This window comes from Mesotoga sp. UBA5847, from assembly GCF_002432735.1.
Classification (GTDB): Bacteria; Thermotogota; Thermotogae; order Petrotogales; family Kosmotogaceae; genus Mesotoga.
Window position 1 is genome coordinate 223 of record NZ_DJGL01000058.1, and the last position, 13,393, is coordinate 13,615.

The 13,393-nt window shown below is 43.8% G+C and carries 10 protein-coding genes; 9 read left to right on the forward strand and 1 reads right to left on the reverse strand.

The features are described 5' to 3' along the window. On the forward strand, positions 1–194 hold a 194-nt coding region (locus tag B3K91_RS05955; RefSeq protein WP_292594283.1), incomplete at its 5' end, for a DUF2922 family protein. Positions 195–254: 60 nt separating this feature from the next. On the opposite strand, the gene B3K91_RS05960 is transcribed toward B3K91_RS05955, so the two are convergent. After that, entirely contained in the window at positions 255–632 is a 378-nt protein-coding gene (locus B3K91_RS05960) for a four helix bundle protein (protein WP_292594287.1), read from the reverse strand. A gap of 104 nt (positions 633–736) precedes the next feature. Here B3K91_RS05960 and B3K91_RS05965 point away from each other — a divergent pair, with 104 nt between their 5' ends. The 8 genes from B3K91_RS05965 to B3K91_RS06000 all read left to right on the forward strand — a co-directional run bounded on the left by B3K91_RS05965 (position 737) and on the right by B3K91_RS06000 (position 12,472). Beyond that, positions 737–979 carry a hypothetical protein gene (locus tag B3K91_RS05965; RefSeq protein ID WP_292594290.1) on the forward strand — a complete coding sequence of 81 codons (243 nt, stop codon included), beginning with the start codon at positions 737–739 and terminating at the stop codon, positions 977–979. Positions 980–1,488: 509 nt separating this feature from the next. Next, on the forward strand, positions 1,489–3,534 hold the full coding sequence (locus B3K91_RS05970) for a type I restriction-modification system subunit M (protein WP_292594293.1): 2,046 nt from the start codon (positions 1,489–1,491) through the stop codon (positions 3,532–3,534). Next, on the forward strand, positions 3,531–4,916 hold the full coding sequence (locus B3K91_RS05975) for a restriction endonuclease subunit S (protein WP_292594297.1): 1,386 nt from the start codon (positions 3,531–3,533) through the stop codon (positions 4,914–4,916). The genes B3K91_RS05970 and B3K91_RS05975 overlap by 4 nt, the downstream gene beginning before the upstream one ends. Continuing rightward, positions 4,916–7,948: a type I restriction endonuclease subunit R gene (locus tag B3K91_RS05980; protein ID WP_292594299.1), complete on the forward strand. Its 3,033-nt coding sequence runs from the start codon at positions 4,916–4,918 to the stop codon at positions 7,946–7,948. The genes B3K91_RS05975 and B3K91_RS05980 overlap by 1 nt, the downstream gene beginning before the upstream one ends. 19 nt (positions 7,949–7,967) lie before the next feature. After that, the gene (locus B3K91_RS05985) at positions 7,968–8,414 is read left to right on the forward strand and encodes a DUF6414 family protein (protein ID WP_099829292.1); all 447 of its coding nucleotides are present in this window, start codon (positions 7,968–7,970) and stop codon (positions 8,412–8,414) included. Continuing rightward, positions 8,366–8,869: a DUF6414 family protein gene (locus tag B3K91_RS05990; protein WP_292594302.1), complete on the forward strand. Its 504-nt coding sequence runs from the start codon at positions 8,366–8,368 to the stop codon at positions 8,867–8,869. The genes B3K91_RS05985 and B3K91_RS05990 overlap by 49 nt, the downstream gene beginning before the upstream one ends. A gap of 199 nt (positions 8,870–9,068) precedes the next feature. Next, the gene (locus tag B3K91_RS05995; RefSeq protein WP_214061021.1) at positions 9,069–10,997 is read left to right on the forward strand and encodes a tetratricopeptide repeat protein; all 1,929 of its coding nucleotides are present in this window, start codon (positions 9,069–9,071) and stop codon (positions 10,995–10,997) included. A 119-nt stretch (positions 10,998–11,116) separates the two neighbouring features. After that, entirely contained in the window at positions 11,117–12,472 is a 1,356-nt protein-coding gene (locus B3K91_RS06000; protein ID WP_292594306.1) for an ATP-binding protein, read from the forward strand. Positions 12,473–13,393: the final 921 nt, after the last annotated feature.

Here is a 13,393-nt window from a genome sequence, read left to right on the forward strand (position 1 = left end):
TTAGGTGGTACGATTCAACCGCTAAGAAGTCCAAGGGCTTCTACATAAAGGAGCCCAAGGAGAATCTCACTCAGTCTGAAGTCGAGACTGTGATGGGAAACCTCATAACTCTGAAGGCAATCCCTTCAAGCTATGCGGTAGACTACGCGGCAGTGATCGACACCCAGAAGAATGAGTTGTTTAACCTCATATAGATGTAAGTGGATAGAGGTATGTGGTTAGAAAGGGATGGGGTTCTTACCCCGTCCCCTTTTCTAAGTACCGGATGAAGATCTGAGCTTCTTCTTCGAGAATATGAGACCATTCAGAAGCCTGTTGACCTCGTCTGCAAGCCTCTGTATAGAAGAATGTTCTTCCTCTGAAAGGTAGCCAAGATTGTTGCAGATTTCGAGCTGTGTTGAGAGCTCCATCAGGGAACCCCTGGCGGTATAGAGAAATCTCAGAAGCTCTTTGGTCGATTCCCTTCCAAACCCTTCTGCAATGTTAGAAGGGATAGATACTGAAGCTCTTTGCATTTGAGACGACAATCCGTAGCGTTCACTTTCGGGGAAGTTTCTGGTTAGCTTGTAGATCTCGGTAGTCAGATTCATAGAAGATTTCCAGAGCTGCAGTTTTCTGAAGTTTCCAAACATAGATACCTCCTATAACAATGACTGTGATCTTCTATTATAGCTCTTGATCTTCAAACCTCTCACCTCTGGCCTCTAACATCTACTCATCAAAAAGGAGCGATAACATGTTGTGGATAAAAGAACTACTCTCACTAATAACCGTCTTCGCAAGTTACGTGGAGAGTCCCGGCAACGGGGCTGAGAAGAAAGAGAAAGTGAAACAGATGATAAAGGACGCGCTCCCGGATGAAGAGTGGAAGATCGATCCCGAGTTCTTCGACTTCGTTCTGGATGTCTTGATAGACCTAGTCGTCATGTTCCTCAACAAGGGACTTTGGAAGACCGCGATGAAGGTGCTGGTAAAGTAGCTGTGCGTTAGATCGGAAATGAAAGAACAGCCTTTGTTGCGAAATTGACTAAGACTGTTCTGAAACCTTAAGAACACACACAAAAGCCATGAGAAACCCCGGAAATGACCGGGGTTTTTTGATACGTAAACCATTGCATTTGGTTTTCTTTGTAACAATGAATATAATAGTCAACAGACGCATCTGATCAACTTCGCAACTCTGAGCTCTACTTCTGGCAGTTACGTCCATTACACACGTCGCAAGAAGCAGCCGAATAGACATATACTGTAAACAACACACATGCGAAGAACGAGCACAGGAAGCGAGAACAGTTTTCTAAGGTTCAGGTATTCAGATAGTGATTCAAGAGGCAGATTGAGAAATTGTAAAGCGAAGATAAGTAATCCATTTCTCTGAAGTATCTCAGAGAAAAGTTTCGGATAAAACAGACGCAGAAAGCGAACCGTTAGGGTATAGAGAACAATACATTGGTACCGATCCATCACAATGAATCAACGGAGGATAACATGACCAACTTCAACGAAATATCCAACTTCATCTGGAGTATAGCTGACCTAATAAGAGATGTCTTCAAGCGAGGGAAGTATCAGGATGTCATTCTTCCATTCACCACGCTAAAGCGCTTGGATTCTGTTCTTGAAGGCACAAAGAAAGATGTTCTCGAGACGTCAAAGAAGCTAAGCGAAAAGGGTATAGAAAATCGAGATCCCCAGCTGAGAAAGGCTTCGGGCTATGCTTTTTATAATACATCTCGCTACACATTTAGAACCCTTCTGGATGACGCTCAAAATCTGAGAGATAATCTGACTGCCTACATAAACTCCTTCAGTCCAAATGTTAGGGAAATAATGGAGAAATTCGACTTCTTCAGAACTATTGAAAAGCTCGATCAATCTGGTCTCTTGTATCTTGTTATGCAAAGATTCAACGACAGCAATCTAGATCTTCATCCCGACAAAGTTGACAATCTTACAATGGGCTATGTATTTGAGGACCTCATCCGCAGATTCAACGAAGCGCTCAACGAAAACCCCGGGGAACATTTCACCCCTAGAGAAGTCATTAAAGTTATGGTCAATCTCTCGGTGAACAACGACAAGGAGATCCGCGAGAAAAATCACATTGTGAGAACGATATACGACCCTTGCTGTGGATCCGGTGGAATGCTCTCGATCGCCAAGGAAAGAATCATGGAAATAAATGCGGAAACGGAGGTCTATCTCTACGGTCAGGAGGTCAACCCTGAAACCTATGCCCTCTGTAAGTCAGATATGCTAATAAAGAGTGTCGATGGGAGAGACGCAGAAAACATAAGAGATGAATCGACACTATCCAAAGACAAGTTCCCGAACGACAGATTCGACATAATACTTGCCAATCCGCCTTATGGGAAAGACTGGAGTCAGGACGAAAAGACCGTAAGATACGAAGCCTCAAGAGGAACCGCCGGTCGATTCTCGGCCGGACTTCCGCGAAAAAGCGACGGGCAACTCCTCTTCCTTCAGCACATGATCTCAAAGATGCGCCCCATTGAAGAAGGTGGAAGCCGCATAGCAATAATCATGAATGGTTCACCTCTTTTTACGGGCGACGCCGGAAGTGGAGAGAGCGAAATAAGGCGCTGGATAATAGAGAATGACTGGCTTGAAGCGATTATCGCGATGCCAGAACAACTCTTCTATAACACAGGAATAGCTACATACATATGGCTTATTACCAACAATAAAGAAGAGAAGCGAAAAGGGAAAGTGCAGCTAATAGACGCTACCTCTCTCTGGTCTCCCATGAGAAAAAGCCTCGGCAACAAACGTAGAGAGCTCACGGAAGAACATATACGCAAGATAACCGAGCTGTATAACGACTTCAAGAACGAGGAGCAATCGAAGATCTTCCCCAACGAATACTTCGGCTTCAGGAAGATAACGATTGAAAGACCTCTGAGACTTAACTTCCTTGCAAATGATGAGCGCATTTCGAGACTGGATGATCAGACGGCCTTTGTTAACCTTGCCAAGAGCAGAAAGAAGAAAAGTGTCGAACAAATCTCTCTCGAAGAGACTCAAGGAAAGGAACAGCAAAAAGAGATAAAGAGAGTCCTAAGAACACTTCCTCAACGTCTTTATAGAAACAAGGCCGACTTCGAAACCGATCTTGACAAAGCATTCGAGAGCTCGACAGTTAAGCTCAACGCCCAGCTAAAAAAAGCGATACTTGACGCGCTCTCAGAGAGGGACGAAATGGCTGACATTTGTCTCGATTCAAAGGGTAAACCCGAACCGGACTCCGAGCTTAGAGATACGGAGACAGTCCCACTTGGAGAAGATATACAGAAATACTTTGAAAGAGAGGTAAAACCCTTCGTGCCCGACGCCTGGATAAACAAGAAGATAAAAGACCCTAAAGACGGCAAGACAGGCAAAGTGGGCTATGAAATAAACTTCAACAGATACTTCTACGAGTACAAGCCTCCCAGATCCCTTGAAGAGATACAGGCCGACCTAAACGAAGTGGAAAGAGAGATTCTCGATCTTCTTAAGGATGTGATCGAATGAGCGAGGAGATCACGAAGGATTTCAAGAGAATCGCTCCGAAACGCTGGAAGAGATACCCTCGTTACAAAGACTCGGGAGTTGAATGGATCGGTGAGATACCGGAAGAGTGGAAGAACGTGAGACTTAAGCATCTCACAAAGAAGATTGGAAGCGGAATTACTCCCAGAGGAGGTGCAGAGAGTTATTTAGTCTCGGGAATCCCGTTGATTAGAAGCCAGAATGTTCAATTTGAAGGGCTTAGTCGCGAAGGTCTTGCCTACATTAGCGATGAGCAGAATGAAAAAATGATTAACAGCAAAGCACTTCCAAATGATGTTCTCTTGAACATCACTGGCGCTTCAATTGGCAGAACCTGCATGGTACCTCAGAATATGGAGCAATCGAATGTCAACCAGCATGTTTGTATCATAAGACCAAAGAAGAGTTCTCTCTCTCAGTTTATTTGGAGATTCCTTTCTTCACACGTTGGTCAAATCCAAGTTTTCGAGGGAGAAGATGGGATTTCCAGAGAAGGACTCAACTTCGAGCGAATAAAGAATTTCGTTATCACTCTTCCTCCTGATGAAGATATAGAAAGAATCGTAGCATATCTTGACAGAGATTCAACGGCAATTATAAGCCTAATTTCCAAGAAGCAGCGACTAATAGGACTCCTGAAAGAAAAGCGCGCGGTGATAATATCGCGAGCAGTGACTAAAGGTCTCGATCCCAACGCTCCCATGAAAGACTCGGGAGTCGAATGGATCGGGGAGATACCGACCAATTGGAGGATTTTTAGACTGAAAGACCTTGCAAGGATAAACCCTTCAAAAACTGAAATAAACCATCTTGCAGATGATCTGGAAGTGAGTTTCGTTCCAATGGAATCCATTGGAGAATACGGAGGAATTTCCGGAGCAGAAGTGAAGAAGCTTCTGGACGTTAAACAAGGCTATACGTATTTCGCAGAAGGTGATCTGATTGTAGCGAAGATAACTCCTTGTTTTGAGAACTACAAAGGAGCAATAGCCTCAGATCTTTTAAACGGTATAGGATTTGGTACAACCGAATTGTTTGTGCTAAGGCCAAATGAAAGAGTTGACTTGAGATACCTTTTCTATGTTTCGATTTCTAAAGCTTTTAGACAAACTGGAAGCAACATGATGCAGGGAGCTGCTGGTCAGAAGAGGATAACAGCCGACTTCGTAAACAACTATCCAGTGGCCTTACCTAGACCTGAAGAACAGAGAAATATAGCTAGGAGTCTTGAGAAAGGTACAGAGAAAATCGACTCCTTCATCTCAAAGATAGAAAAAAGCATAGAGCTTCTGAAAGAATATCGTTCCGCTCTTATCACAGCGGCCGTTACGGGCAAGATAGACGTTCGGGAGGAGGTACCGTAGTGAGCAAGACTTACGACGAGAAGAGCTTCGAAGAGGCTATTGAAAACTCTTTACTGAAGGAAGCTCCTGTCGAATCGCTATACGGTCAGAAGGCAAAGCAGACGGCTTTCGTCAGCGGTGGTTTCTCAAGCCGGAGACCGGATGAATATGAGAAAGAACTCTGCCTTATCCCCACCGATCTTCTCCAATTCATTTATGCCACCCAGCCAAAAGAATGGGAGAAATACCAAAAAGCGGCTGGTAACAAGGCCAAGGATAGCCTTCTCCAACGAATAAAGAAAGCCGTGGATGATCATGGGACACTCCATATCCTTCGAAAAGGAATCAAGTCTCTCGGCTCGCACTTCAAACTTGCTTTTTACAAGCCAGTAACCGGCATGAACGAGAGCCTTCAAGAGTTGTACAGAGCTAACATCTTCTCGGTAGTAAGACAGCTGAAATACAGCATGAAAAATGAAAACAGTCTGGATATGGTGCTTTTTATCAACGGCCTTCCGGTGTTTACTGCCGAGTTGAAAAACCATCTTACCGGTCAGACTGTTGAAGATGCTATGCGCCAGTACAAAAAAGATCGCGATCCCGTCGAACCGCTGTTCAGATTTGGCAGATGCCTCGCCCATTTTGCCGTTGATCCCGAACTGGTTTACATGACGACTGAGTTGAAGAAGGACGCGACGCGTTTTCTTCCTTTCAACAGGGGTGATGGTACCGGTGCTGGAAATCCCCCTTCTGGCTACAACAAATATGCCACTTCTTATCTCTGGGAAGAGGTCTGGTCGAGAGACGGGATACTCGACCTCATACAGAACTTCATTCAAGTAATAGATATTCTAGACGAAGATGGTAGGCCGACCGGAAAGAAAGCAATGATCTTCCCCAGATACCATCAGCTAGATGCAGTTCACCGCTTAATAGAGGACTCGAAAACCAGCGGAACGGGACACAGCTACCTGGTGCAACACAGTGCGGGTAGCGGGAAAAGCTTCACGATAGCCTGGCTAGCCTACCATCTCTCAAATCTACACGTTGATGATAGAAGACTCTTTGATTCTGTGATAGTGGTAACCGACAGGAGAGTTTTGGACAGACAGCTTCAGAACACTATAGGGCAGTTCGAAGATGTGAAGGGAAAGCTTGAGAATATCGACAAGACCTCTCGTCAGTTACGAGAGGCGCTCGAGAACGGAAGAGACATAATTGTCACGACCCTTCAGAAGTTCCCTGTCATTGTGGATCAGATAGGGGAACTGAAGAGTGATAGATTCGCAGTCATAATAGACGAAGCTCACTCCTCCCAGAGTGGCGAGACTGTCAGGGATATGAACGAGGTTCTGGCGGTGGAGACTCTTGAGGAAGCAGAGATTAGAGACGGAGTTGAATCAGAAGATCTCGAAGACAAGATAACGGATGAGATGAAGAAGAGAGGAAGATTACCTAATGTGAGCTACTTCGCATTCACGGCAACTCCAAAGAACAAAACATTGGAAACCTTCGGGGTCAAAAGAGCCGACGGCAAATTCGAACCTTTCAGTCTATATTCCATGAGACAGGCGATAGAGGAAGGCTTTATAATGGATGTTCTAGAAAACTACACGACCTTCAAGACTTATTTCAGACTGCTCAAGAAGATCGAAGAGGATCCGCAGTTCGAAAAGGCCAAAGCCTCTTATCTTCTCCAGAAGTTCGTCAGAGAAAGTGAATACACGATCTCGAAGAAAATTGAGATAATCATTGAACACTTCAGGCAGTTCACGATGGACAGAATCAAAGGTCGAGCTAAGGCCATGATCGTTACGAGCTCAAGGCTACACGCAGTAAGATATCGTCAGGCATTCGATAGATACGTAAAGGAGAAGGGCTACGACATGATAAAGGCTCTCGTCGCATTTTCGGGAACTGTTCGTGACGGTGGTATAGACTACACCGAAGCGAATATGAACGGCTTCTCTGAATCACAAACGGCTGGGGAGTTCAACACCGACAAGTATCGATTTCTGATTGTTGCAAATAAGTTCCTGACTGGCTTTGACCAACCGCTTCTGCATACAATGTATGTCGATAAGAGACTTAACGGGGTACATGCGGTTCAAACACTAAGCCGGCTAAACAGAATTCACCCGGATAAGAAAGATACTATGATTCTTGATTTCGTGAACGAAGTCGAAGAAATCGAAAAGTCTTTCCAGCCATACTATGAAAAGACACTGCTCACTGAAGGAACAGATCCAGACACTTTGTACGATCTGGAGACAGTTTTAGAGCAATTTCAGCTATACAGTCAAGATGACGTGGACAGATTTGCAGAAGTCTATTTTTCTGAGAAGTCAAAACACTCTGATTACTATAATTGCCTCAAGCCTGTAATATCGAGTTTTGAAGAGGTTGAGGAAGATGTCAAGCTTGACTTTCGTAAGACACTTACTCGATTCGTTCATCTATACTCTTTCCTTTCCAGAATCATCACTTTCTCCGATCCGGGACTGGAGAAGCTGTATCACTTTGCGAGATTCCTTCTAAGAAGACTTCCAATTCCCAGAGGGCAGCTCCCCTTGGAAGTGCTTGAGGATATAGATATGGAATCTCTGCGAATTCAGAAGACCTCAAAAGGTAAAATCCAATTGGAAAGAGGTCCGGGCGAGTTGAAGCCTACAAATGGTAGTGCTGAAACAGGGACATTTGTCAACGAACAAGAACTTCTATCCAAGATCATAGAAGATTTGAACGAAAGATTCGGCACCGAATTCACCGAAGAAGACAAAGTGTTCCTCAGTCAGCTTCAAGAAAGACTGGAGAAGAACGAAGCGCTCAGAAACAGCGTGCAGGTAAATCCCCCTTCCAGTGCCAGACTTACATTCGACAACATCGCCAACGACATAATCCAGGACATGATCGACTCGAATATCAAATTCTACAAGAAGATAAACGACGACCAAGACTTTGCCAGCACGCTCCTTGACTTCCTGTTTGACAGATACTTGAAGTCAAAAAAGGAGACTGTGAGTGATGCAACCAGTGAAAAACAGGATCACTAATTAGCTCAGGAGGTAATTTATGTTCAGAAAGAGAAAGGCATCTGAAGATGCCTCAGGGATTTTGGAACCAACGGACATTGTCGTTCCAGTCTATCTTGATGCAGAAATCATGCTTGACATCCTTGCAACTCTTGATAATGGATTATCTCTCAGTGAAAAAATCAAGATCACAAGTGGAGAGCTTTCTGAAAGGGAAGGCAGTGTCGGGATTTCGCTATCTAAAGTATTGCCATTTGTAGATATCTCTGCCAGCGGAGGCTTGTCAAAAAGCAAGGCTTTGAGTTCCGAAAGCCAGTCTGAAAGAGTTCAAACGCCTGGCTCACTGTTCAACAAAGTGAGAACGAAGCTAATTAAAAGTCAGATATTAGAAGAATCGAAACTATTGAGGACTGGAATGCTCTTACAGAAGGTAGCTTTGTGGAGATCATCGGAAATTTCTCACCAAATCCGATTTCCTCTTCTATAGAGAGATTTTTGCATGTAATAGAAATATTTGCGCCATTGATCAAACCAAATATGAGTGAGAAACAGGTCCCCATCAAGCAAATAACGGACATTTTGAACTCATTTGTCGGTGACATTGACAAATCAGAATCAAGGTTTTATCTCATAGACTTCAAGAATCTAGAAGGTCATAAAGCAATATCCCTCCTGTCCAAAGATCTTCTGAGAAGCGGTTCAAGGGAGATTGTTCAGAAAGGGAACTACAGACTACTAGGTAAAGTTGTGAAGAAGATTGATGAAGGGCACATCAAAACATTGGAATCTTCAACGTTTTTTGGCTTACTTGACGAGCAAATGATTCAAGGATTTCTGCGATCCTTTGAGGGGTTAGCAAAGAATGGGTTTAGAATTCCTAGCTTGAAAGATGAAATTGACGCACCACTTGTCGTAGTTCTACCAATTGCGGTTTACATTTGAGAAAGTGAATTATCATACTAAGGTTGCGAGTTTTCTTGAGCGAGCACCAATTTGAAGATCAAAATATAGCATGAGATGTTTAGTACTCAGCAATAGCCAAAGCGGCAGGAAAGGTGTTTAGGGAGTCAGAAAATCCCCTTATGGAGCAAACCAATAGCTGAAACACGAGAGCTAGGTCGCTTTTGAAGGAGTCAGGAGAATGAACCAAGCATATGAGTTTTTTGAAGCGCTAGCTTCAGGAAATCTGACAAGAATCTTATTCATCTTGTTTGTTCAGATTCTAGCCATTATCATTATTGGATCACGTCATGAGGAATGGCGGTGGTTGATCAACCGGAGAGTTCTTTTCAGAATCATATTGTCTCTGCTCATCTCCGTGGTGACAACGCTACTATTCAAGAGAAGCCTTATATTCAGTCTTTTGGGATATTCATCTGCGGCTGTAGTTGCAGTTATTGGCTTAATATTCAGTGAAAACGTTATTTTTCCAGAAAATCTTCTTCTGAGGCTGACTAAGCGGAAGTATGAAGCTCTGGATTTTAACGAGGGTCAAAACTTACCTGACAAAAAGATCTTTTTTGGCTTATCTGTACCTTTCAAAATCGAGTATCTCCATATTCTTGCAAGCTATTTGCTGGACAATGATGATCTACACGGTGCCTATAGAGTCTATAAGAGAATCGAAAGCTTTTCTCTTTTCGATTCGGAAAGGACGAGGCTCAACATTATCAAAGCACAGCTGTTCTGCTTAGCTGGAAATATCAAGGGAGCCGAGTTGATTCTTTCAAAAATGGATATCTCTCATTACCCAGAACTCAAGACATCATTCCTTATTTCTTCTTCTCTGCTGGCTGAAAGCAAAGGAAACCTAGAAGAAGCGTCTGATCTGCTGAGCGAGGCATTAAAAGAAAACGAAGACAAGGCAGGCACCGTAGTTATCAATAACTTGGGAAGGTTGAAGTATATGAGAGGGAATGATCTCGAAGCCATGAGGTACTATGAGAAAGCGCTTTTTTCAGCTGGGGATAAGGTCAAGAAAAGGAGCAAGAGCATTGCGTTTCAAAACCTCATAGACCTTTATGTCAGAAACGGGGAACTTGAGAAAGCTTCAAGGACGTTTGAGAAATTCAAAACTGAATTCTCAAACGGAGGCATTTATGACAAAGCAAGATTCTTCAGCTACCAAATGGTCTATGGAAGACAAATAGGAAACAGAAGCCTGATTCTTGATTCAATTGCGGCGATCCTAATAGATGTTATTCCAAGTCTTCCGAAAAAGAGTCAACTGATTATGCTTGTTTCAACACTAAAAGCTGTGTACGATCTGAGCCCAATCACGCCAATGCTGACAATCAATTCGTTAACGGTAACTATGCCAGACGTTCATGATAACTTGACTCAACTATTGACACTTTTGTATGCAGTTAGGCAGAAATGGGAAGAAATTAGTATGTTGCCATTTGAAAAACTATTCGAGTTGAACAAAGAACTATTCTACATACTTACCCGATTAGCAGATTCAAATCTCATTGAGCCTTTCAGACAAATATACGGTGAGCTGTGCTCGTTTTTTCGCGACTCTATTGATTCTATCGATCGGAAAGTTCTAAGTCTCGGTGAACCTTTCGTCTATGAGAGGTGGCAATGGGAGAACAACAGATTGTTTGCTGCACGATTCTTTCAGAAAGAGATGAATCAGGCTGAATGGCCCGGATATTTGACGAAAGTCGTTGATCATATGGAAGACCTAATACAAGAACTTGACGATAACGACGCAGTTCTCTTATCTGTAGAGGCCAAGCTGAATCTTGTTGATGAGGTATTAGCTACAATCGATCATCAAAGAGGGAGTTCCATTCAGAATAAGCTCATTGAGAAATCGAGAAAGTATCTCGCTGAAGCGGATCGTCAAATTACAGAAATAGGTAATCACGTTTCGTTCTGTAGCTCCTATATCAGGATAGCCTTCTATGCAATGACGCTGGGTGAGTGTAGTTTGTGTTCAAAGTATTACAACAGCTTTCTAGCAACTGGAATAGCAGTGCAACAATTCAGTCAATGGATCAGACAGTACTTTGCAGAAGTAGAGAGGTACATTTTGAGCTGCAACGATAATTCGGGAAATTAGTTGCGACGCAGCTTTTATGGCCTGCGTTATCAGGACAAATAGGGATTCCTTTTTTTTGCTAAAATCGAGTGCGTAAGTTGAGATATAATGAAAAACCATCAAAACAAGGAGATCAATACATGAGCAAGGAAAACCAAGCTGTTGAATTTAAAGAATCCTGGAGTGATGATTATCTGCGCTGGGTCTGTGGTTTTGCCAATTCTCACGGAGGCACTCTGATCATCGGCAAAAATGATCGAGGTGAGGCAGTCGGTGTTGCTGAAAGTGCAAAGCTGATGGAGGAATTACCCAATAAAATCCGTGATCTTTTGGGAATAATTGTCGAAGTAAACCTGCTTGCTGAAGAAGGAGCAGAATTGCTGGAAGTTAATGTGCCTGCCTACACCAACCCGATTAGCTATCGGGGTCATTACTACATTCGTAGCGGCAGTACCCTGCAGGAAATCAAAGGCGCCGCGCTGGATCGTTTTCTGCTACAGAAACAGGGACGCACATGGGATTCTGTACCCCTGCCAGGGGTTGCAATAAATGATTTGTCTTTGGTGAGCCTCAAAAAATTTCGTGAGCTGGCTACCGTCAGCGGACGCTTAAGTGATGCGGATTTATCGGCAGCAGATCCGGAGCTGCTTGAAAAGCTTAAATTAACTGAAGGCTCATACCTGAAACGATCGGCTGTACTGCTCTTCCATGAAGATCCTGATCGGTTTATCACCGGGGCTTTTATCAAAATTGGCTTTTTTGTTTCAGAGTCTGAACTTGCCTATCATGATGAAATTCACGGCTCTCTTTTTTCACAGGCACATACAGTAATTGATCTACTTCGAACCAAATACATGAAAGCCGCCATCATCTATGAAGGTCTTCAGAGAATCGAGCGGTTCCCAGTACCTTACGAGGCGTTGCGCGAGGCCGTACTTAATGCGCTGGTTCATAGGGATTATTCAGTGCCTGCGCCAATACAGATTCGGGTCTATGAGAACAAACTGAAAATCTGGAATCCTGCAGTACTGCCTGAAGGGTGGAGTTTGAAAACATTATTGGGCGCACATGCATCCCATCCCTATAATCCGGATGTGGCAAACGCTTTTTTCCGCTCCGGGGAAATTGAATCCTGGGGTCGGGGGATTGAACGAATATTCTCAGCTTGCCGTAGTTCGGATTCGCCGCCTCCCAGTATTCAACTGGAAGGACATGATCTCTGGGTGGAATTCCCATTTTCCGATAATTATCTGGATACAATGCGGGGAAAAGTAAGTAGCAAGGGTAGTGCTACCCAAGAAACTACCCAAGAAACTACCCAAGAAAAAATCGTTCTCTTGCTAAGGGAGAAACCATCTATTACCCGTCGTCAACTGGCACAAGAACTGGCATTGAGCGAGGATGGTATAAAATATCATCTGAGAAAGCTCAAAGAACAGAATCGCATACGCCATGTAGGGGCAACAAAAAAAGGCTATTGGGAAGTGTTGAAATGAAACCATCGGAAAGATACAAGCTCGATGAGCGCAACCATGTAATAAATAGGGTCAGACTCCATTTTTCACACTGAATGAGAAATCGAAGGTAAAAGTCTGTGAGAGTGTTTCTAAGGACAGAAAAGAGAAATTATGCACAGCCTTTCTCCTCTACGCCTACGGGGACACCCCCATTCAAAGAGAATATGCCAACATGGTTCACATGAAAACAACGTTGTACGTCGACGGTCCACCGTCCTTCGGGAAGACCGATAAGATAAGATCAATCGTTGAGAAAGAGCATTATCGAGAGTTAGCTCACTCACGAGAAGAGCGAGATTCTGAGCAGGATCATCTCAGAATGACGTGATGCAAGAGAAGGCTATCATCCCATGTCACTCGTACAGACTCCTTACTTCATCACCAGTAAGCCTGCCCTGAAAAGCTTGCTCCAATATGCGCCTGTTTGGGGCCTCTGTTCAGTGTCATCCCGTAATATCCCCACTCCGTCATCCCGTGATGGGTCTGCACGGGATCTCGCCCTGAGAGCCGCTATTCGCTTAAGAACAAGAACCCGCTGTTCTCTGTGGAGAACCCTCCTTCGTGACTCGTCCCGGATCATGGACCCGTCCTTGGATAACATCAAGCGAGAAAGAGCATTGTCGAGACGTTCGCTGAGCTCGCGAGAAGGCAAGTGAAGAGCCAGTCACTGCTGAAATAAGACCCAAGGCGCCGAGAAACATCGCTGGACGCGAGGCTAAAAATAAATAGAAAATAAATAGGGTCAGACTCCATTTTTCACTAAATAGTAAAAATAAATAGGGTCAGACTCCATTTTTCACTGCTATGTGAGTAATTGCAATCGCCACCAGCTCTATCGTTACCTGCGTTTTTACCGGCTTTATCCTCAAATTGTGGGGACACTGTCCGCACAATTGAAAA

Bases quoted from the DNA above. Each gene is read 5' to 3' on its own strand.
- B3K91_RS05960 (WP_292594287.1), bottom strand. From the start codon at position 632: ATGTTTGGAAACTTCAGAAAACTGCAGCTCTGGAAATCTTCTATGAAT.
- B3K91_RS05965 (WP_292594290.1), top strand. From the start codon at position 737: ATGTTGTGGATAAAAGAACTACTCTCACTAATAACCGTCTTCGCAAGT.
- B3K91_RS05970 (WP_292594293.1), top strand. From the start codon at position 1,489: ATGACCAACTTCAACGAAATATCCAACTTCATCTGGAGTATAGCTGAC.
- B3K91_RS05975 (WP_292594297.1), top strand. From the start codon at position 3,531: ATGAGCGAGGAGATCACGAAGGATTTCAAGAGAATCGCTCCGAAACGC.
- B3K91_RS05985 (WP_099829292.1), top strand. From the start codon at position 7,968: ATGTTCAGAAAGAGAAAGGCATCTGAAGATGCCTCAGGGATTTTGGAA.
- B3K91_RS05995 (WP_214061021.1), top strand. From the start codon at position 9,069: ATGAACCAAGCATATGAGTTTTTTGAAGCGCTAGCTTCAGGAAATCTG.
- B3K91_RS06000 (WP_292594306.1), top strand. From the start codon at position 11,117: ATGAGCAAGGAAAACCAAGCTGTTGAATTTAAAGAATCCTGGAGTGAT.